This window comes from Litorivivens sp. (assembly GCF_041624475.1).
Taxonomy (GTDB): Bacteria; Pseudomonadota; Gammaproteobacteria; order Pseudomonadales; family Spongiibacteraceae; genus Litorivivens.
On the sequence record NZ_JBFJUX010000004.1, the window covers coordinates 59,245 to 78,021 of the forward strand.

Consider the following 18,777-nt stretch of genomic DNA (forward strand, 5'->3'; position numbering starts at 1 on the left):
CTTAAGCCCCTTTATCCGCGCCGCGACTGTTTGAGGTGGTTGCTGACTTGGCGGACAGCAGCGAACTGGTTTTGACGGAGCTGTTCAGTTTTACTTCAGTCCCGGCCACCGCATGGGGCGCGGAAGACAGAGAGACCCGCTCGCCATCTTCCAGCCCCTGATAGATATAAGCCAGCGTGCCATCGGTGCGCAGCAGCTTTACCTGGCGGTTGATCAGGCGGTTGCGATCATCCACTACCCACACCTGATTGCCGGTGCGCAGAATGTGTCGCGGCAGTACCACAATGTCAGACATGGTTTTGCCGGAAATCGAGGCCTGAACAAAGGTGCCGATTCTGAGCGGGCTGGAACGCTCGGTTTTCATGCCGTAGGGGTCAGATACCTCGGCCACTGCGAACAGCACGCGGCTGCGCTCGTCGAGTACCCCTTCCGTGCGCACCAGTTGCGCGGGCCACTCAAGCACCTGATCACCCATTCGAGCGCTCAGGGTCACCGCCGGCAGCTGCGTCGGATCGGCAGCGATGGAGGGCAGGTTAAGGTAGTTCAGGCGGTCGTCGGGGATCGGCAGTCTGACTTCAACGCGATCGATCGCAAAGGTTTTGGCGAGTTGGGTGCCCACGCTGACATATTGGCCGATGTCCACGTGCTTCTGCTGCACCATGCCGTCGTAGGGCAGACGTAAAGTGGTGCGTTCGAGATTGTCGCGGGCGCGGATCAGGTCGGCTTCGGCGGAGTCGAGTTGGGCCTGGGCTTCGGCCAGTTGTGGCTTGCGCTGAGCCAGGGCATCGGCTTCGCTGTTGCGCTTGACGCCATTGGAGAATTTGAGCCAGTCCCGGTAAGCCACTTCGGCGCGGCCTTTTTCGAGTGCGAGATTGCTTTTCGCGCTGGCAACGGCGGCTTCGGCGCGCTTGAGTTCCGCCCGGTAGTCTCGGTCGTCGATCTGCAGCAGCATATCGCCGGCTTCGAAAAAGCCGCCAGCCTTGAATTTGTCGGACACCTCAACCACCCGGCCCGATACCTCGGCAATCAGCAGGGTCTGGGTGCGGGCACTTACCGTGCCTTGAGAGTCAATACTGATGGGAACATCCTGCTTAACGACTTCAGCGACATCCACCACCAGCGGTGTGGATTCGACTTCCACCTTGGCAGGCTCTGGGCGATTGAGATAGAGGACAACAGCGCCTGCAACGGCCAGACCGAGAATGGCGCTACAGACAAACAGATTGGAAACGACTCTACCCACAGGATGCTCTCAAAAAAATTATAAGGATTACAGCGTTTTATAGCACGCCGGTGGGTGTGGATCATTACCGGAGGCTTACCGACGGGTTACTGTTGGTGCACTGGCGTGGCGCTATTTTACGGCAATCTGGCAAAAACGGACGATGTTTTTACCGGCGTGGCCAATGCTATAGTCCGCCCTCGGACAAAACCCCATCAACACGCTTGGATAACAGGACATCATCATGACCAGAGTTTTCACCCATCCCGCAGAGCTGAAAGAAGCGCAGGGCGAACACCTCGGCTGCAGCGAGTGGCTGGAAATCGATCAGAATCGCATCAATCTGTTTGCGGATGCCACCGGCGATCACCAGTGGATTCACGTCGACCCCGAGCGCGCCAAAGACGGCCCCTTCGGCAAATGCATTGCCCACGGCTACCTGACTTTGTCGCTGGTTAACCTGTTTCTGCCGCAGATTATCGACGTGCAGGGTATTTCCATGGGGGTGAATGTAGGCTGCGAGAAAATCCGCTTCCCCTCACCGGTGCCGGTGGGCTCGCGGGTGCGCGGCAGTGGTGAGCTGGTATCGGTAGAAGAAGTGAAAGGTGGTATTCAATCGGTGGTGCGCGTTACCGTCGAAATTGAAGGTCAAGACAAGCCCGCCTGTGTGGTTGATACCATCAGCCGCTATTTTCCGGAATAGGGCAGCGCGCCCGGCCGCTATCGCGACATGCGATAGCGGCGTTTGGCATTCACCGGACGCTCGGCAATAATGGTCGCATAATCATAATAAGGCAGCCGCTCATGCAGCATCTCAAACGCTATTTTGTCGTTCCTTTTCTGCTGTGCTGTGTTCTGGCCAGTGCGCATACGCTTTGGCATATCGCGACCACGTCGTCGGTTGATCCCGCCTGGTATGGCGCGGCTATCGCACTGCTACCGATGCTGGGCTTTATGATTTTTCTCGGAATCGGTTCGCGGGCGCGAACCTCTGCGCGGATGCCTCTGCAATGTCTGGCGGCAGTGGCAGGTGCGCTGCTGACCTTGATGGGTGAGCAGCCGGCGCTGCCGATGGTGTATGCCTGGCTGCTGGGGCTGGGCGGCGTCAGTGCCTACGTTTTCTGGTATTCGCGTTTGGGGCGTGATGCCAACAGCGTTCTGGTTGTAGGCGAGCCACTGCCGGAGTTTGAACTCGAGGATACGGATGGCAATGCCATTAGCTCCAGGCGCTTTCTCGGTCGCAAAGCAGTGCTGCTGTTTTATCGCGGCAACTGGTGCCCCTTGTGTGTCGCCCAGGTGCGCGAGCTGGCCGATCAATACAGTGAGCTGGCCGATCGCGGCGCCGATGTGATACTGATCAGTCCGCAGCCGCACAAGCAGACCCGAGAGCTGGCGGCGCGTTTTGATGTGCCGCTGCAGTTTTATGTGGATCGGGGTGGTCGCGCCTCGCGGCAATTGGATATCCTGCACAAGGATGGCATAGCGCTGGGCATCAGCGGTTACGGCAATGACACGGTGCTGCCCACGGTACTGATTACCGACGAGGCGGGTACGTTGTTATACGCGGACCTGACCGATAACTACCGGGTGCGACCCGAGCCCGCTACTTTTCTCTCGATACTGGACAAGGACACCGCACATGCCTGAAGGCACTGCCATACGCCCGGCGGCGACGCTGGTTTTGCTGCGCGAATCGGCGGGGCAACTCGAAACCCTGTTGCTGAGACGCAAAAGTAAAAGCGGCAAGGGGGCCTGGGTTTTTCCCGGCGGTGTGGTGGAGCCGCAAGACGGTAGTGAAGGTGACGAGGAACTGGCCGCCCGTATGGCCGCGGTGCGTGAAACCCGGGAAGAGGCGGGGATCGACGTCGACCCGGAGTCGCTGCAGTTTATTTCCCACTGGACCACACCCGATGCACCGGAAGTCTCGAAGAAACGGTTTTCTACCTGGTTTTTTCTCAGCGCTCAGCCGGTGGCGGACATCGAAGTGGACAATGAAGAGATCGACGCTTACCGCTGGGTAATCCCCGAACAGGCGATTGCAGAGCACGTGGCGGGCGAGCTGAAAATGCTGCCGCCAACGATTGTGACCCTCACCGAACTGGCTGATTGCATTGACGCGGCAGCGGCTGAAGCGTTTTATCGGCGACGCGAAGTGCCTTATATCGCACCGCGACTGGCCACCGTCGATGACAAGATTTGTATGTTGTACGCCGGTGATGCGGGCTACGAGTCGACAGATGCTTCGGTGCCGGGCTCACGCAACCGCTGTTGGCTGGAAGGCCATTGCTGGCGCTACGAGTACGAGGACTGACCGCGGCAGCGGCGTTTTCGCTTTTAGGTAAGACATCCGACCGCCAATCAAAGATTCCCCACTCGCCAGCGCCGCTCCCAGGCATCAAAGACCCGCCGGGGATACCAGTATTTGCCGTAGCTGCCGTTATAACGCGCCAGCGCATGCATCAGGTTGCCTTTTTCTTTCTCCACATAATATTGAAGAATGCGACAGCCGTAGCGCAGGTTGGTGTATGGGTCGGTGAGGTTGTCTTCCGGGCGGCCAATTTCATTTTTCCAGAAAGGCATAATCTGCATTAGACCCTGGGCGCCGGCACTGGAGACCGCGTAGCGGTCAAAGGCGCTTTCCACCTCAATCAATGCCAGCACCAGATCGGGTTTCAGATTGGCGGCGCGGGCTTCCTGATGCACGGCCCGGAGCAAGTCGAGGCGGGTTTGCGGGTCGTCGATAAAACGCTCCAGCCGCCCGGACATATCCAGAAGCCAGACCTCGGCGTCAAAGCGATCCCGAAAGCTGCTTGCTTCATTAATCGTGCTGATCAGGAACTGGCGCAGTTCAGTGCGCTCTGCATCGCCGCTCGCCGGCTGGGCGCCCACAGCTGCGGCCCAGAACCACAACAGCAGAACCAGCAGTTTTGGGCCCGGCAATTCAGGCCTCAGCGAGTTTGTTGGAAATAAAGCTGACCACATCGTCTAGGCGGATATCTTCGTTATTTTCGGCGCGGCGATGCCGGTATTCCAGTGTACCGTTATCCAGACCGCGATCGCCAATGACGATGCGGTGCGGAATGCCAATCAGCTCGATGTCCGCGAACTTTACGCCCGGGCGTTCATTGCGATCATCCATCAGCACATCGATGCCCGCCGCGGTAAGCTCCCGATAGAGCTTTTCAGTGGCTTCTTTTACCTGTTCGGATTTCTGCATATTCAGCGGTACCAGCGCCAGCTGGAAGGGAGCAATGGCCTCTGGCCAGATAATGCCCTGGGCGTCGTGGTTCTGCTCGATAGCCGCCGCTACAACCCGGGTTACGCCGATGCCGTAGCAGCCCATGGTTACAGTGGCTTCCTTGCCGGCTTCGTCCAGCACTTTGGCATTCAGCGCTTCGGAATATTTGTAGCCGAGCTGGAAAATATGGCCCACTTCGATACCGCGCTTGATCAACAGATTGCCCTGGCCATCGGGGCTGGGGTCGCCCGCCACCACATTGCGGATATCGGCGATGTTGCTGAGCTCTGCGTCGCGCTCCCAGTTGGCGCCTGTGTAGTGAAAATCGTCCTCGTTGGCGCCGCAGACAAAGTCATTGAGTTCGGCGGCACTGCGGTCAATGACCATCGGCAAGGTGAGGCCGACCGGGCCAATAGAGCCGGCACTGCAGCCGAGGACTTTCTTGATTTCTTCGTCGGAGGCGAGCGTCAGCGGTGAGAAAACGCCGGGCTGTTTTTCCGCCTTGATTTCGTTCAGTTGATGGTCGCCGCGCAATACCAGTGCAATCAGGCCCGCTTTTTCGCCCTCGTCATCGGCGCCATGCACCAGCAGGGTTTTCACTGTTTGACTCGGGCTTACCGACAGGGTTTTACAGACTTCCTCAATGGTCTTGGTGGCGGGCGTGGATACTTTTTCCAGTGCTGCGCTGGCAGTCCCGCGCTTGCCCAGAGCGACGGCTTCGGCCATTTCGATATTGGCGGCGTAATCGCTGCTGTCGGAAAAGGCGATATCGTCTTCACCGGAATCAGCCAGCACATGAAACTCGTGGGAGCCTGTGCCACCGATAGAGCCGTTGTCGGCGATAACCGGGCGGAAATCCAGGCCAATGCGTTTGAAGATGGCGGAATAAGCCTGATACATCTTTTCATAGGTCTCGGCCAGCGAGTCCTGATCCAGATGAAAGGAGTAGGCATCTTTCATAATGAACTCACGTGAGCGCATTACGCCAAAGCGGGGGCGGATCTCGTCGCGGAACTTGGTCTGTATCTGGTAGAGGTTGATCGGCAGTTGCTTGTAGCTGCGGATCTCATTGCTGACCAGCTGGGTAATGACCTCTTCGTGGGTCGGCCCCAGGCAGAAGTCGCGATCATGCCGGTCCTTGATGCGCAGCAGTTCCGGGCCGTATTGCTGCCAGCGTCCCGACTGCTCCCACAGCTCGGCGGGCTGAACCACCGGCATCAGCACTTCCAGCGCGCCGCTACGGTTCATCTCCTCGCGAATGATGTTTTCCACTTTCTGCAGTACCCGCAGACCGGCTGGCAGCCAGGTATAAAGGCCGGAGGCGAGCTTGCGGATCAGGCCCGCCCGAAGCATCAGCTGGTGACTGATAACCTCGGCGTCGGCAGGGGTTTCTTTCTGGGTGGCAATAAGAAATTGACTAGCTCGCATGCGACTCTTAGCCTTGCTGGAGAATTTTGCCGCATTTTACACGCTTCCCCGCTGGGATTGTTAGAGGATTGCTTATGTTTGAACTGGATGACCGGCTCAGGGCCGATACGGTGGAAATTGGCGAGCTGAGCCTGTGTCGGGTTTTGCTGATGAACGACGCTCAGTACCCCTGGGTGATTCTGGTGCCCCGGCGTGAAAATGTGCGCGAGATTTTTGAATTGAGCGACGCCGACCAACATCAGTTAATGATTGAGTCCAATGCGGTTGCCAAAGCCATGGCAGATCAATTTAAAGCGGAAAAAATGAATGTGGCAGCCTTGGGGAATATGGTTCCGCAATTGCATATACACCATATTGCGCGCTTCAGTAATGATGCGGCCTGGCCAAAACCGGTATGGGGTTTGCACCCTCCGATTGCCTATGGCGAAGCTGAACTGGCTGAGCGCATAAGCGTACTGAAACGCGTTTTGTTGGGCTGATTTCCTGCGAGAGCTTTGTTGTTTGAAGTGAATGCTGAAATTCTGGTCAAATCGAACAAAAAATAGGCCTTTTTTCCCTGCAAACCCTTGTATTACAGTGCGGGATGCGCTTATATCTTGCGCAGGCTCTATATATACAGTGTGAAATCAACAGATTGTCTACTGATATATGACCTAACGACCTGTCGGGGAAACCTACTCAAACAAGACAAATGGGACTATCACCAATGGCAAAGAAAGCTGCTCCGAAGAAGAAAGCACCAGCCAAAAAAGCTGCTGCTAAAAAAGCACCCGCTAAGAAAGCACCGGCTAAGAAAGTTGCTGCCAAGAAAGCACCCGCCAAAAAAGTAGCTGCTAAAAAAGCAGCACCGAAAAAGGCCACCGGCCCAATCAAAGAGAAAATGACCAAGAGTCAGATTCTCAACGAGATTGCTACCGCTACCGATCTGAACCGCAAGCAGGTATCTGCGGTGATGGACGAGCTGGAATCTCTGATTGCGCGCAGCGTGTCCAAGCGTGGCCTGGGTGAGTTCACTGTGCCTGGTCTGATGAAAGTGGTTACCGTGAAGAAGCCTGCTCGCAAGGCACGCAAGGGTATCAACCCCTTCACCGGTGAAGAGACCACCTTCAAAGCCAAGCCAGCCAGCATTGCTGTTAAGGTGCGTCCGCTGAAAAAACTCAAGGAATTCGCTTCCTGATAGTCTGCCGGCCCCATTCGGGGCCGGCTTTCCCCCTCTTACACCCTCCTTCTGATCCCGGCATTTATCCTGCAGAGCTGTTTACGGTATAATCCGCGTCCATTTTTGGGGCTTCCTCCCCCAATTGGTCTCTGAACGACGTAGCGACAGTATTAAAAGCAGCGAGGATCTCGTTATGCCAATTTATGAATACAAGTGTGAAGATTGCGCCCATGAGCTGGAAGCCATCCAGAAAATGAGCGATGCGCCACTGGTGGATTGCCCCAACTGTGAAAAACCGGCCCTGAAAAAGCTTATTTCGGCGGCAGGATTCCGCCTGAAGGGCGGCGGCTGGTATGAAACTGACTTTAAATCCGGCAAGCGCAAGAATATTGCCGGCGAGACGTCGTCCAGCAGCAGCGACAGTAAAACAAGCTCCAGCACCGACGCCAGCTGATACAGCGGCACAACTAATAGCGGCACCACCGACTCAGACAGGACACAACGCATGCGAAGCCATTATTGCGGCACCCTCCGCAAAGAGCACATTGATCAGGAAGTTACCTTATGTGGTTGGGTAGACCGGCGCCGGGATCACGGCGGCGTTATCTTCCTGGATCTGCGCGATCGCGATGGCATTGTTCAGGTGGTGTTCGACCCGGATACCGAAGAGCACTTCCAGCGCGCTGACAAAGTGCGCGGCGAGTATGTGCTGCAGGTAAAAGGCCGGGTTCGCGCCCGCACCGAATCCACCGTCAACCCGAATATGGGTACCGGTGAAATTGAGGTGCTGGGCAAGGAACTGGAGATCCTTAACGCGTCAGAGACACCGCCCTTCCAGCTCGACAGTCACACCGATGTAGGTGAAGACGTGCGCCTGCGCTACCGTTTTCTGGATCTGCGCCGCAACGAGATTGCCGACAAGCTGCGACTGCGCAGCAAAATCACCTCGATTCTGCGCAATTACCTGGATGGCAACGGCTTTCTGGATATTGAAACGCCGATCCTCACCCGCGCTACGCCTGAAGGCGCTCGCGATTATCTGGTGCCCAGCCGCACCCATGCGGGCAAGTTTTTCGCGCTGCCCCAGTCGCCCCAGCTGTTCAAGCAGCTGCTGATGGTGTCGGGCATGGATCGCTACTACCAGATCGCCAAGTGCTTCCGCGATGAAGACCTGCGCGCCGACCGCCAGCCGGAGTTTACCCAGATCGACCTGGAAACCTCCTTTATGGATCAGGACGAGATCATGGCTATCACCGAAGGCATGATTCGCCAGCTGTTCCAGCAGGTACTGAATGTTGATCTCGGCGACCTGCCGCGCATGACCTACGCCGAAGCCATGCTGCGCTTTGGCAGTGACCGCCCGGATCTGCGTATTCCGCTGGAACTGACCGATGTGGAAGACCTGATGAAGCAGGTGGACTTCAAGGTCTTTAACGGCCCGGCCAATGATCCCAAAGGTCGCGTCGCCGCACTGAAAGTGACCGGCGGCGCCAAACTGTCCCGCAAGGAAATCGACGAATACACCAAATTTGTCGGTATATACGGCGCTAAAGGTTTGGCCTGGATCAAGGTCAATGAACTGGCCAAGGGTGTTGAAGGCCTGCAGTCACCGATTCTGAAATTCATGCCCGATGATATCGTGCTGCAGATGATGGAGCGTCTGGCGGTAGCCGATGGCGATATTGTTTTCTTCGGCGCCGATAAAACCAGCGTGGTCAACGAAGCCCTTGGCGCGTTGCGTGTGAAACTGGGCGAAGATCTGGACATGATCGAGCGCGAGTGGGCGCCGCTGTGGGTAGTCGACTTCCCGATGTTTGAGGAAGACGGCAACGGCAACTGGACCTCACTGCACCACCCCTTTACTGCGCCGACCTGTTCACCGGAAGAGCTCGAAGCCAATCCCGGCGCGGCGCTGTCCAAGGCCTACGATCTGGTGTTGAATGGCACCGAGCTGGGCGGTGGTTCCATTCGTATTCACAAAAGCGATATGCAGCAGGCAGTATTCCGCATTCTGGGTATCAGCAAGGAAGAGGCCGACGAGAAGTTCGGCTTCCTGCTGGATGCCCTCAAATACGGCTGCCCACCCCACGGTGGTCTGGCCTTCGGTCTGGATCGCATCGTGATGCTGATGACCGGCGCCAAATCCATCCGCGACGTGATTGCCTTCCCCAAAACCCAGACGGCCGCCTGTCTGATGACCGATGCGCCGGGTGCGGTGGAGAGCAAACAGCTCACCGAACTTAATATCCGTCTGCGCAAAACTGAGGAAAAACAGGGGTAAATCATGGCGGGTCACAGTAAATGGGCCAATATCAAACACCGCAAAGCCGCTCAGGACGCCAAGCGGGGTAAGGTTTTTACCAAGATCATTCGTGAAATCGTGGTCGCCGCCAAGCTGGGCGGCGGCGTGCCGGAAGACAACCCCCGGTTGCGCGCAGTCATGGACAAGGCGCTAGCCGCCAACATGAAGAAAGACACCATCGAAAAGGCGATTGCCCGCGGTACCGGCGATGGTGACGACAGCAACTACGAAGAAGTGACCTACGAGGGCTACGGTTCCGGTGGTGTAGCGGTTTTGGTGGAATGCATGACAGACAACCGCAATCGCACGGTGGCGGAAGTGCGCCACGCATTCAGCAAGCGCGGTGGCAATCTGGGCACTGACGGTTCGGTAGCCTATCTGTTCAGCCGTGTGGGCCTAATCAGTTTCGAACCCGGCGCCGACGAAGACGCGCTGATGGAAGCGGCGCTGGAAGCCGGAGCCGATGATCTGGTCACCAATGACGATGGTTCTATCGACGTTTACACGCCCTGGGAAGAATTCACGGCGGTAAAAAACGCCATCATTGAAGCCGGTTTCGAGCCTGTCAGCGCAGAAGTGACCATGAAGCCGTCGACAACCGTGGAGCTGGATCAAAGCGGCGCGGAAACCATTCTTGGCCTGATCGATATGCTGGAAGATCTGGACGATGTGCAGAATGTTTACACCAACGCCGAGATCCCCGACGCGGTGCTGGAAGCCCTTTCCTGATACACTGCCCTGCATAGAATAACGAAGGCCGCTCGCCCGTCTCAACGGGTGGGTCTGGCCGCCGCAGGCGGTGATCATGCGCATCATTCTGGGGATAGACCCCGGCTCCGTAAAAACCGGTTTTGGCCTGATTGCCTGTCAGGGCAGCCAGCACACGTATATCAGCAGTGGTGTTATCCGCCTGCCGGTCGGCCCCTTGCCTGCCCGCCTGAAAGTTATCTTTGACTGTATTTCTGAAATTCTGGAAGAACACAGCCCCACGGAAGTGGCGGTGGAGGAAGTGTTTATGGCGAAAAGTGCCGGCAGTGCACTCAAGCTGGGGCAGGCGCGCGGGGCGGCGGTGACTGCCTGTGTCAGCCGGGGGCTGCCGGTGGCGGAATACACCGCGCGGCAGATCAAACAGTCCGTGGTGGGTACTGGAGCTGCCAGCAAGGAGCAGGTGCAGCATATGGTAAAGACCCTGCTATCGCTGCCGTCGGCACCACAGGAAGATGCCGCCGATGCACTCGCCGCAGCCCTGTGTCACGCCCACAGTCAGCAGAGCCTGAATAAATTGAATCAGCCGACCGTACGCGGTCGAATGCGCAGGGGAAGATTGTCTTGATCGGAAGAATTCGCGGCACCTTAATTGAAAAACGCGCGCCGGAAGTACTGGTAGACTGCGCCGGAGTGGGTTACGAAGTGCTGGTGCCCATGACCACACTCTATCAGTTGCCGGAACTGGGCGCGGAAGTGATCCTGCTAACACATCACGTTGTGCGCGAAGATGCCCAGCAGTTATTCGGTTTTATCGACGCCCACAGCCGCGCTCTGTTTCGCGATTTGATCAAGGTCAACGGTGTCGGCCCCAAACTGGCGCTCACCGTGCTTTCCGGGGTCGATGTCGGCGAGTTTGTGGCACTGGTGCTGGCCGGCGATGCCGCCTCGCTAGTGAAGCTGCCCGGTGTCGGCAAGAAAACGGCCGAGCGCCTGGTGATTGAAATGCGCGACAAGCTCAAGGATTACGAGCCTGCGGCTGGTGCCAGATTGCCGAACGTAGCGCCGGCAAAAGTGGATGCTGCCAGCGAAGCTGAAGAAGCTCTTATTTCTCTCGGTTACAAACCGCAGGAAGCGGCGCGGGCGATAGCTGCCGTGGAAGGCGAAGGCTTGCCGGTAGAAGACTTAATCCGTCAGGCTTTGAAAGCTATGATAGGCAAATAGCCCCCTCTTCCTAAGTGGAGAGGGCCGGGGTGAGGGGAATCTCGCTCGCAGTGAACCACTAGTCCAGCGACGAACATGATAGAAACTGACCGACTGATAGCGCCAGAGCAAACCGATCCCCAGGAAGAAAGCCTGGATCGCGCTATACGCCCAAAGACGCTGGCCGACTACGTAGGTCAGGAAGCGGTGCGCGAACAGATGGAAATCTTTGTCAGCGCCGCCCGCAAGCGCAGTGAGCCCCTCGACCATACCCTGATCTTTGGTCCGCCCGGTCTGGGCAAAACCACCCTGGCCTCTATTCTCGCCAATGAAATGGGCGTCTCCCTGAAAACGACCTCGGGCCCGGTATTGGAAAGAGCCGGTGATCTCGCCGCGCTGATGACCAATCTGGAGCCGGGTGATGTGCTCTTTATCGATGAAATCCACCGCCTGAGCCCCCATGTAGAAGAAGTGCTCTATCCGGCGATGGAGGACTACCAGCTCGATATCATGATCGGCGAAGGGCCGGGTGCGCGCTCCATCAAGCTGGATCTGCCGCCGTTTACGCTGGTCGGTGCCACCACGCGGGCGGGTCTGTTGACCTCACCACTGCGCGACCGTTTCGGCATCGTGCAGCGGCTGGAATTCTATCAGGTCAAAGATTTGACCCATATCGTCAAACGCTCCGGCGGCATTCTCGGTATTGAGATTGACGACGAGGGCGCACTCGAGATTGCCCGGCGGGCCCGAGGCACACCGCGTATCGTCAACCGCCTGCTGCGGCGGGTGCGCGATTACGCCGAAGTGAAAGGCGACGGCGTCATCGACAAGGGCATTGCCGATCGCGCGCTGGATATGCTGAAAGTGGATGCGCTTGGCTTTGACCGGCTCGACCGCCGCCTGCTGATGGCGATGATCGAGAAATTCGACGGTGGCCCGGTGGGCGTGGATTCACTGGCGGCGGCGATCAGCGAAGAGCGCGGCACGATAGAGGATGTACTGGAACCCTACCTGATTCAGCAGGGCTATATTGTGCGCACCCCGCGCGGGCGGATGGTGACCCGGAGTGCCTACCGCCACTTTGGCTTAAAACTGCCTCAGGCTCAGGATCAGTTACCCTTATCTGATGATGGGCCAGTGTCGGATGAGGGCGGGACTTAATGCGTGAATATTCCCTGCCGCTGCGCGTTTACATCGAAGATACTGACGCCGGTGGCATCGTCTATTACGTCAATTACCTCAAGTTTATGGAGCGGGCCCGCACCGAGTGGATGCGGGCTGCGGGTTATGACAAAACCGCCATTTTCAGTCACGACAGCATGTTTGTGGTGACTGAGACGGCAGTCAACTATCTGAAGCCGGCGACACTCGACGATGAACTTGTGGTCACGGCGGCAGTCTCTTCTGTGCGGGGCGTGGGCATCACATTTGAACAGAGTGTGAGACGTGGCTCTGATATTTTGTGTCAGGGCACTGTTCAGGTGGCCTGTGTTGACCGTCAGAGCTTGAAACCCCGCAGAATACCTGCTGATATGCGCGCGCAATTGCAAAACGGAGAATAAGGTGAACCACGAACTCACAATAATGGATCTGATTCTGAATGCCAGCCTGTTTGTACAGTGCATCATGGGCATTCTGGTGCTGGCTTCGGTGGTGTCCTGGTTTGTCATCATCCAGCGTTGGTCTTACTTCAGCGCCGCCCAGCGAGCCTACCGCCTCTTCGAGCAGCAGTTCTGGTCGGGGATTGATCTGGGTGATCTGTATCAGGAGGGCAGTGCCAAGGCGGAAAAGGGTTATCGCGCTATTGGTACCGAAAGTATCTTCCGCTCCGGTTTTAAAGAGTTCAATCGCCTGCGCCGCAAGAACGCCAGCCCCGAAGTGATTATGGACGGCGCCGAGCGCGCCATGCGGGTTGCGATGTCCCGGGAAGACGACAGCCTGGAAAAGAATTTGCCCTTTCTGGCAACCGTGGGCTCAACCAGCCCCTATGTCGGACTGTTAGGGACGGTGTGGGGCATTATGGGTTCCTTTCAGGGCCTGGCCACCATGCATCAGGCGACGCTGGCGGTGGTAGCACCGGGTATATCTGAAGCGCTGGTGGCTACCGCGATGGGCTTGTTTGCTGCGATTCCGGCGGTCGTTGCCTTTAACCGCTTTTCGGCTACGGCCGATTCTCTGGAAAACAAGTACCAGACCTTTGCCGAGGAATTTTCCAGCCTGTTGTACCGTCAGGTACACAGCCGCTAAGGGGGCGCCATGAAAGCTGCGCGCAAGAAACGCAAGCCGATGGCGGAGATGAACGTCGTTCCCTATATCGACGTCATGCTGGTTCTGCTGATCGTGTTTATGGTGACTGCACCACTGTTGATGCAGGGGGTGCAGGTCGAGCTGCCCAAAGCGCCCGCTGAACCGATGGGTGAGCAGAACGACGAGCCGCTGATTGTCTCGGTGAAGGCCGACGGCAGCCTCTATATCAATATGGGCGACGCCGAGAAGGCCCGCCCGCTCGATGATATTACCGAGCGGGTGCGCAAGGTCATGAAGCAGAAACCCGAAACCAAGGTGTTGGTGTGGGGCGATGAAGCCGTACGCTATGGTGAGGTGGTTACGCTGATGGCTGCATTGCAGAGCGCGGGTGCCCCGTCCGTCGGCCTGGTGACGGAGAACCCTCGCTAGCCTATGTGGCGCTCATTTGTTAAACCGCTCCTGCTAACCTTGCTGATGCATGGGCTCGGCATCGCGCTGCTTATATATGGTCTGCCGGATGCCCAGGATAAGTTGCTGGTGCGGCCGATGCCCAAGTTCGTCAATGCCGAGCTGGTGGTTCTGGAAAAGCCGAAACCCAAGCCGGCGCCCAAGCCAAAGCCTCAACCTAAGCCAGAGCCAAAGCCGGCACCGAAACCTGAACCGAAGCCCGAGCCCAAAAAACCGGAACCCAAGCCTGAGCCGAAACCTGCGCCCAAGCCCAAGGTCGATGAGGCAAAGCAAAAGGCGGAGCGGGAAAGGGCTGAGCGAGAGCGTCAGGAAGCCCTGAAAGCGCAGCAGCGCCGGGAGCTGGAAAGTGCGCTGTCTGAGGATGAAGAGCTGTTTCAGGAGCAGGAGGACGTGCAGGCGGCGACAACCTATTCACAGAAAATTCGCCGGGCGGTCAGTCTCGCGTGGAGCCGGCCGCCGAGTGCTCGCAATGGCATGGTGGTTAAGTTGCGTATCCGCCTGATTCCGACAGGTGAACTGGTGGATGTGCAGGTCATCGACAGCAGCGGCGATTCGGCTTTTGACCGCTCGGCGGTGCGCGCTGTTCAGAAAGTGGGCGGTTTCCCAGAATTGAAAGAGCTGGAATACCGGGTGTTCAAAGAGTATTTCGAGTCATTTGTATTTGAGTTCCGACCGGAGGATTTGCGGCGATGAGAAAGATAGTGGCCAGCCTGCTGCTGTGTGGCGGCATGATAGTGAGCGCCCTGGTGCAGGCGGAATTGACTATTGAAATTACTCGAGGCAGCGACCGACCGGTATCGATAGCCATCGTGCCCTTCGGTTGGGAGGCCGGCATTGCCCCGCCCGACAGCATCGCCACTATTATCGGTTCGGATCTGCATCGCACCGGTCAGTTTGAGCCCATGAGTCCGGCTGACATGCTAAGTCAGCCCAAGTCGGAGAGCGAGGTGTTCTACCGCGACTGGCGTTCGCTCGGCGTCGATTACCTGGTTATCGGTAAAACCCGGGCTCTGCCGGAAGGTGGCTATGCCGCCGAGTACAGCCTGTTCGACGTTAACCTGCAGCGCAAGATGCTGTCCGGAGAGGAGCGCGGTGGGCGAGCCAACATCCGCGATATGGCACACGGCATCAGTAATCAAATATATGAAAAAATAACAAATATTAAAGGCGCTTTCGCGACCAAGCTCCTGTATGTTTCCGCGCGCAGACTGGAGGGTGGGAAGCAGATTTTCCGGTTGGTGATGAGTGATATTGACGGCGCCCGCGAGCAGGTGCTGCTTGAGCAGAGTGAGCCAATCCTCGCACCAACCTGGGCACCCAACGGCAGAGTCATTGCCTACGTGTCCTTTGAAACCACCCGTCCAGCAATCTATTTGCACAACCTGGATACTGCGCAGCGTGTTCAGTTAACGAATTTTTCCGGCATAAACGGTGGTCCGGTTTGGTCGCCCGACGGCAAGTCGATGGCCATGGTGCTGTCCAAGGACGGCAACCCGGAGATTTACGTGATGGACTTGGCGACGCGCGCCCTGAGGCGAGTAACCAATCACTTCGCGATTGATACCGAGCCGGACTGGATTGACAACAACTCGCTGATCTTTACCTCGGATCGGGGTGGCAAGCCGCAAATCTACCGCGTTGATTTGCGCTCCGAGCGCGTCCAGCGCCTGACCTTTGAGGGCGACTACAATGCCCGCGGTCGGGTGCTGGAAGGCGGCGAAGGCATTGTTATGGTGCACCGTGTGAATGGGCAGTTTCACATTGCACTGCAGGATTTGAAGCGCAACCGGGTATCCATCCTTACCGAAACCACGCTGGATGAATCTCCGAGTATGGCGCCCAACAATACGATTTTGCTCTATGCGACAAAGCATGAAGGCAGAGGCGTATTGGCAGCAGTATCCGTTGATGGCAGCGTGCACTACCGCTTGCCGTCAGATTATGGCGATGTCAGAGAGCCGTCCTGGTCGCCATTTTTAAAGTAATTGTTGGCTACTTCACGAGTTTTCGTTGACAGTAGTCGCAAAGCGTCACATTCTTTTGAACCAGCTGAATGTGGTATTGTCTAGCCAGAGACACTTATTGGAGAAATAGAGGAAGTCCATGGAAATCAAAAAATTACAGATGTTGGGTGTGGTGTTTGCGGCGATGATGCTGGCGGCCTGTTCTAGCACTGACGTAGAAGAAGGCGGTGAAGTAGACAGCGGCCAGTCTCTGTCAGGCTTTGATGGGTCTGTGTCCGGCAATCAGGATGCGGCGAGCAAACCTCAAAAACCGGTTGAGCCAGCCGTTCAGCTTGAAAGCGTTTTCTACTTCGAATTCGACTCTTCAACGCTGACTGCCGATGCGCGTGACGATCTGGATGCGCAAATCGCGCGCCTGAAAGACACCGTTGGCACTATCCGCCTGGAAGGCCATGCCGATGAGCGCGGTACTCGTGAGTACAACATTGCACTGGGTGAGCGTCGTGCCCAGGCTGTTGCGGACTACATGGTACTGAATGGCATTTCCCGCTACCGCATCGAAACCGTTAGCTACGGTGAAGAGCGTCCGGTGGCCTTTGGTCAGGGCGAGTCTGCCTGGTCTCAAAACCGTCGCGTCGAGCTGAAGTAATTCAGCCAGACATAGCGGTACAATGAAGACACTGAAATACCTGATGCCGGCAGCAGCAATGCTGTCGGCACAGTTGTGGGCGCAAGCCCCGATCTATGATGCCTCTCAACCTCCTGCCCGCAATAAGCCCGCGCAAGCCGCTGGTGACATCCCGACCGAACAATCCCTGCAGATGGAAATCTACAGTCAGTTGAAAACCCTTCAACGGGAGCTGATGGAATTGCGCGGTATTGTGGAAGAGCAGGGGCACGAGCTTCGAACCCTCAAGCAGCAAAGTCTTGATCGCTATATCGAACTGGATCGCCGAATCGGCTCCGGGGGTGGCAGTGCTTCCTCCAAGGCAGATACCGGTTCCAGTCGGAGCACTGCCTCAACGGGTGCTGTGCCGGCCGAGGAAATCGATGCCTACCGAGAAGCCTACGAGCTGGTTAAAGCCAAGCAGTTTGAACAGGCCATCAGTGGGTTTGAAGATTTTCTGCGCCGCTTCCCCCAGGGTGAATACGCTCCCAATGCGATTTACTGGACGGGTGAGTTGCAGCTGGTCAAATCCCCGCGCGACCTCAAGGCTGCAGAAGCCGCTTTTTCTGCGCTGTTGAAGCAATACCCGGATCACAGCAAGGTGCCCGATGCCATGTACAAGCTCGGCAAAGTGCATTTTCTGTCGGGTAATAAGGCGGCATCCAAGAAAATCCTGAATGAGCTGATAGCCCAGCACGGCAACAGCGGTCGCTCCGCGATCAAGTTTGCCCGGCAATTCCTGCAGGATAATTTCTGACGATCGGGTATCATTGCCTTCCCCGGACTTCCTATCCCGGCTAATGCCGGGATTTTTGTATTTATGACCGACACCAGCCTGCGTATCACCGAAATTTTCTATTCCCTTCAGGGGGAAGCCCTGACCGTGGGCCTGCCTACGGTGTTTGTGCGCCTTACCGGCTGCCCGCTGCGCTGCCAGTACTGCGACACGGAATATGCTTTCCACGGCGGTGAGCGACTCACCCAAGCCCAGGTGCTGGAGCAGGTGGCCGCTTTCTCGCCACGTTACATCTGCGTAACCGGGGGTGAGCCCTTGGCGCAGCCCTCATGCATCCCTTTGCTCAGCGCGCTGTGTGATGCGGGCTACCAGGTCTCTCTGGAAACCAGCGGGGCGATGCCCATCAATAAAGTGGATGCGCGGGTCTCGCGGGTGCTGGATCTGAAAACGCCGGACTCGGCGGAAAGCAGTCGCAACCTGTGGGACAATATTCCGCTTTTGACCAAACATGATCAGGTGAAATTTGTGATCTGTTCCCGTCGCGACTATGACTGGGCGCGACTGCAGCTCGACCAGTACCAACTGAGTGAGCGGGCTGGGGAAGTTCTGTTTTCACCGAGCTTTGGCCAGCAGAATGCCACCGAACTGGCGGACTGGATCGTGCAGGACAATCTGCCGGTGCGCTTTCAGTTGCAACTCCACAAACTCCTCTGGAATGATGAACCCGGGCACTGAGGTATGACGACACCCAAGCGCGCAGTAATACTGGTATCCGGCGGTCTGGATTCCGCCACGGTTCTGGCGATGGCCCGGGGTGAGGGCTATGACTGCTACACCTTGGCCTTCGACTATGGTCAGCGCCATCGCGCGGAATTGCTGGCAGCAGAGCGCGTATCGAAAGCCCTCTGCGCTGTCGAACACAAGGTAATTCCTCTCGACTTAACGGCCATCGGCGGCTCTGCCCTCACCGACAACAGCATCGCCGTGCCCGATCACAGCGAAGAGGCGGGTATTCCGGTGACCTACGTTCCGGCGCGCAACACCGTGTTCCTGTCGATTGGTTTGGGCTGGGCCGAAGTGTTGGGCGCCGACGATATTTTTATTGGCGTGAACGCGGTCGATTATTCCGGCTACCCGGATTGCCGCCCGGACTTTATTGAGGCGTTTGAGCGCATGGCGAATCTGGCGACCAAAGCCGGTTCTGAAGGGCACAGCCTGCGCATTCGCACGCCGCTGATCGACCTCAGTAAGGGAGAGATAATCCGGCGGGGTATGGCGCTTGGAGTGGATTACGCGTTGACCGTGTCCTGCTATCAGGCTGACGCGGATGGCCGGGCCTGCGGCAAGTGCGACAGCTGTTACTTGCGCCGCGAAGGCTTCGCGGCGGCGGGTCTCGATGACCCGACGCGGTATTGGGGCAGTGTCGCCGAGTAGGCAG

The 18,777-nt window shown here is 57.3% G+C and carries 23 protein-coding genes; 20 read left to right on the forward strand and 3 right to left on the reverse strand.

Annotated features, from left to right (window positions below; genetic code table 11):
• Position 1: 1 nt before the first annotated feature.
• Positions 2-1,243, reverse strand: coding sequence for an efflux RND transporter periplasmic adaptor subunit (locus ABY734_RS06770; RefSeq protein WP_372778250.1), 1,242 nt, complete (start codon positions 1,241-1,243; stop codon positions 2-4).
• A 223-nt stretch (positions 1,244-1,466) separates the two neighbouring features.
• Here ABY734_RS06770 and ABY734_RS06775 point away from each other — a divergent pair, with 223 nt between their 5' ends.
• The 3 genes from ABY734_RS06775 (at position 1,467) to ABY734_RS06785 (ending at position 3,533) form a co-directional block, all read left to right on the forward strand.
• Positions 1,467-1,925, forward strand: coding sequence for a MaoC family dehydratase (locus ABY734_RS06775; RefSeq protein WP_372778251.1), 459 nt, complete (start codon positions 1,467-1,469; stop codon positions 1,923-1,925).
• Between the two features lie 101 nt (positions 1,926-2,026).
• Positions 2,027-2,869, forward strand: a complete 843-nt coding sequence (locus tag ABY734_RS06780; RefSeq protein WP_372778252.1) for a peroxiredoxin family protein — start codon at positions 2,027-2,029, stop codon at positions 2,867-2,869.
• The gene (locus ABY734_RS06785) at positions 2,862-3,533 is read left to right on the forward strand and encodes an NUDIX domain-containing protein (protein ID WP_372747105.1); all 672 of its coding nucleotides are present in this window, start codon (positions 2,862-2,864) and stop codon (positions 3,531-3,533) included. The genes ABY734_RS06780 and ABY734_RS06785 overlap by 8 nt, the downstream gene beginning before the upstream one ends.
• Positions 3,534-3,580: 47 nt before the next feature.
• On the opposite strand, the gene ABY734_RS06790 is transcribed toward ABY734_RS06785, so the two are convergent.
• Positions 3,581-4,162 carry a lytic transglycosylase domain-containing protein gene (locus ABY734_RS06790; protein WP_372747106.1) on the reverse strand — a complete coding sequence of 194 codons (582 nt, stop codon included), beginning with the start codon at positions 4,160-4,162 and terminating at the stop codon, positions 3,581-3,583.
• A 1-nt stretch (position 4,163) separates the two neighbouring features.
• Positions 4,164-5,888 carry a proline--tRNA ligase gene (locus tag ABY734_RS06795; protein WP_372747107.1) on the reverse strand — a complete coding sequence of 575 codons (1,725 nt, stop codon included), beginning with the start codon at positions 5,886-5,888 and terminating at the stop codon, positions 4,164-4,166.
• A 74-nt stretch (positions 5,889-5,962) separates the two neighbouring features.
• Here ABY734_RS06795 and ABY734_RS06800 point away from each other — a divergent pair, with 74 nt between their 5' ends.
• The 17 genes from ABY734_RS06800 to queC all read left to right on the forward strand — a co-directional run bounded on the left by ABY734_RS06800 (position 5,963) and on the right by queC (position 18,773).
• Complete coding sequence (locus tag ABY734_RS06800) at positions 5,963-6,367, forward strand: HIT domain-containing protein (protein ID WP_372747108.1); 405 nt, start codon at positions 5,963-5,965, stop codon at positions 6,365-6,367.
• Between the two features lie 227 nt (positions 6,368-6,594).
• Positions 6,595-7,065 (forward strand): HU family DNA-binding protein, encoded by a 471-nt coding sequence (locus tag ABY734_RS06805; protein WP_372747109.1) that lies wholly within the window; start codon positions 6,595-6,597, stop codon positions 7,063-7,065.
• 175 nt (positions 7,066-7,240) lie between these two features.
• Positions 7,241-7,501 (forward strand): FmdB family zinc ribbon protein, encoded by a 261-nt coding sequence (locus tag ABY734_RS06810; RefSeq protein WP_372747110.1) that lies wholly within the window; start codon positions 7,241-7,243, stop codon positions 7,499-7,501.
• A gap of 51 nt (positions 7,502-7,552) precedes the next feature.
• Positions 7,553-9,328: an aspartate--tRNA ligase gene (aspS, locus tag ABY734_RS06815; RefSeq protein ID WP_372747111.1), complete on the forward strand. Its 1,776-nt coding sequence runs from the start codon at positions 7,553-7,555 to the stop codon at positions 9,326-9,328.
• Between the two features lie 3 nt (positions 9,329-9,331).
• On the forward strand, positions 9,332-10,078 hold the full coding sequence (locus ABY734_RS06820; RefSeq protein WP_372747112.1) for a YebC/PmpR family DNA-binding transcriptional regulator: 747 nt from the start codon (positions 9,332-9,334) through the stop codon (positions 10,076-10,078).
• A 76-nt stretch (positions 10,079-10,154) separates the two neighbouring features.
• Positions 10,155-10,682 carry a crossover junction endodeoxyribonuclease RuvC gene (gene ruvC / locus ABY734_RS06825; protein WP_372747113.1) on the forward strand — a complete coding sequence of 176 codons (528 nt, stop codon included), beginning with the start codon at positions 10,155-10,157 and terminating at the stop codon, positions 10,680-10,682.
• Positions 10,679-11,278, forward strand: coding sequence for a Holliday junction branch migration protein RuvA (gene ruvA, locus ABY734_RS06830; RefSeq protein WP_372747114.1), 600 nt, complete (start codon positions 10,679-10,681; stop codon positions 11,276-11,278). Before ruvC ends, ruvA begins: the two co-directional genes overlap by 4 nt.
• Positions 11,279-11,353: 75 nt before the next feature.
• Positions 11,354-12,418: a Holliday junction branch migration DNA helicase RuvB gene (ruvB, locus tag ABY734_RS06835; RefSeq protein WP_372778253.1), complete on the forward strand. Its 1,065-nt coding sequence runs from the start codon at positions 11,354-11,356 to the stop codon at positions 12,416-12,418.
• Positions 12,418-12,819, forward strand: coding sequence for a tol-pal system-associated acyl-CoA thioesterase (gene ybgC / locus ABY734_RS06840; protein ID WP_372747116.1), 402 nt, complete (start codon positions 12,418-12,420; stop codon positions 12,817-12,819). The genes ruvB and ybgC overlap by 1 nt, the downstream gene beginning before the upstream one ends.
• Before the next feature lies 1 nt (position 12,820).
• Complete coding sequence (gene tolQ / locus ABY734_RS06845) at positions 12,821-13,504, forward strand: protein TolQ (RefSeq protein ID WP_372747117.1); 684 nt, start codon at positions 12,821-12,823, stop codon at positions 13,502-13,504.
• A gap of 9 nt (positions 13,505-13,513) precedes the next feature.
• Entirely contained in the window at positions 13,514-13,933 is a 420-nt protein-coding gene (tolR, locus tag ABY734_RS06850) for a protein TolR (RefSeq protein ID WP_372747118.1), read from the forward strand.
• A 3-nt stretch (positions 13,934-13,936) separates the two neighbouring features.
• A complete protein-coding gene (tolA, locus tag ABY734_RS06855; RefSeq protein ID WP_372747119.1) occupies positions 13,937-14,665 on the forward strand; it encodes a cell envelope integrity protein TolA in 729 nt (242 codons plus the stop codon).
• Entirely contained in the window at positions 14,662-15,957 is a 1,296-nt protein-coding gene (tolB, locus tag ABY734_RS06860; protein ID WP_372747120.1) for a Tol-Pal system beta propeller repeat protein TolB, read from the forward strand. The genes tolA and tolB overlap by 4 nt, the downstream gene beginning before the upstream one ends.
• 118 nt (positions 15,958-16,075) lie before the next feature.
• Positions 16,076-16,585: a peptidoglycan-associated lipoprotein Pal gene (gene pal, locus ABY734_RS06865; RefSeq protein WP_372747121.1), complete on the forward strand. Its 510-nt coding sequence runs from the start codon at positions 16,076-16,078 to the stop codon at positions 16,583-16,585.
• A 22-nt stretch (positions 16,586-16,607) separates the two neighbouring features.
• Positions 16,608-17,360, forward strand: a complete 753-nt coding sequence (ybgF, locus tag ABY734_RS06870; RefSeq protein ID WP_372747122.1) for a tol-pal system protein YbgF — start codon at positions 16,608-16,610, stop codon at positions 17,358-17,360.
• 63 nt (positions 17,361-17,423) lie between these two features.
• Positions 17,424-18,074: a 7-carboxy-7-deazaguanine synthase QueE gene (gene queE / locus ABY734_RS06875; protein WP_372747123.1), complete on the forward strand. Its 651-nt coding sequence runs from the start codon at positions 17,424-17,426 to the stop codon at positions 18,072-18,074.
• A gap of 3 nt (positions 18,075-18,077) precedes the next feature.
• Positions 18,078-18,773 (forward strand): 7-cyano-7-deazaguanine synthase QueC, encoded by a 696-nt coding sequence (gene queC, locus ABY734_RS06880; protein WP_372747124.1) that lies wholly within the window; start codon positions 18,078-18,080, stop codon positions 18,771-18,773.
• The last annotated feature ends 4 nt before the right edge of the window (positions 18,774-18,777 follow it).

Excerpts from the sequence above, each read along its gene's own strand:
- ABY734_RS06780 (WP_372778252.1), top strand. The coding sequence starts at position 2,027 with ATGCAGCATCTCAAACGCTATTTTGTCGTTCCTTTTCTGCTGTGCTGT.
- ABY734_RS06805 (WP_372747109.1), top strand. The coding sequence starts at position 6,595 with ATGGCAAAGAAAGCTGCTCCGAAGAAGAAAGCACCAGCCAAAAAAGCT.
- ABY734_RS06820 (WP_372747112.1), top strand. The coding sequence starts at position 9,332 with ATGGCGGGTCACAGTAAATGGGCCAATATCAAACACCGCAAAGCCGCT.
- tolA (WP_372747119.1), top strand. The coding sequence starts at position 13,937 with ATGTGGCGCTCATTTGTTAAACCGCTCCTGCTAACCTTGCTGATGCAT.
- ABY734_RS06800 (WP_372747108.1), top strand. The coding sequence starts at position 5,963 with ATGTTTGAACTGGATGACCGGCTCAGGGCCGATACGGTGGAAATTGGC.
- ABY734_RS06775 (WP_372778251.1), top strand. The coding sequence starts at position 1,467 with ATGACCAGAGTTTTCACCCATCCCGCAGAGCTGAAAGAAGCGCAGGGC.
- ABY734_RS06785 (WP_372747105.1), top strand. The coding sequence starts at position 2,862 with ATGCCTGAAGGCACTGCCATACGCCCGGCGGCGACGCTGGTTTTGCTG.
- tolB (WP_372747120.1), top strand. The coding sequence starts at position 14,662 with ATGAGAAAGATAGTGGCCAGCCTGCTGCTGTGTGGCGGCATGATAGTG.
- ybgF (WP_372747122.1), top strand. The coding sequence starts at position 16,608 with ATGAAGACACTGAAATACCTGATGCCGGCAGCAGCAATGCTGTCGGCA.
- tolR (WP_372747118.1), top strand. The coding sequence starts at position 13,514 with ATGAAAGCTGCGCGCAAGAAACGCAAGCCGATGGCGGAGATGAACGTC.
- ruvC (WP_372747113.1), top strand. The coding sequence starts at position 10,155 with ATGCGCATCATTCTGGGGATAGACCCCGGCTCCGTAAAAACCGGTTTT.
- queE (WP_372747123.1), top strand. The coding sequence starts at position 17,424 with ATGACCGACACCAGCCTGCGTATCACCGAAATTTTCTATTCCCTTCAG.
- ABY734_RS06795 (WP_372747107.1), bottom strand. The coding sequence starts at position 5,888 with ATGCGAGCTAGTCAATTTCTTATTGCCACCCAGAAAGAAACCCCTGCC.
- ybgC (WP_372747116.1), top strand. The coding sequence starts at position 12,418 with ATGCGTGAATATTCCCTGCCGCTGCGCGTTTACATCGAAGATACTGAC.
- ABY734_RS06810 (WP_372747110.1), top strand. The coding sequence starts at position 7,241 with ATGCCAATTTATGAATACAAGTGTGAAGATTGCGCCCATGAGCTGGAA.
- pal (WP_372747121.1), top strand. The coding sequence starts at position 16,076 with ATGGAAATCAAAAAATTACAGATGTTGGGTGTGGTGTTTGCGGCGATG.
- aspS (WP_372747111.1), top strand. The coding sequence starts at position 7,553 with ATGCGAAGCCATTATTGCGGCACCCTCCGCAAAGAGCACATTGATCAG.
- ruvB (WP_372778253.1), top strand. The coding sequence starts at position 11,354 with ATGATAGAAACTGACCGACTGATAGCGCCAGAGCAAACCGATCCCCAG.
- queC (WP_372747124.1), top strand. The coding sequence starts at position 18,078 with ATGACGACACCCAAGCGCGCAGTAATACTGGTATCCGGCGGTCTGGAT.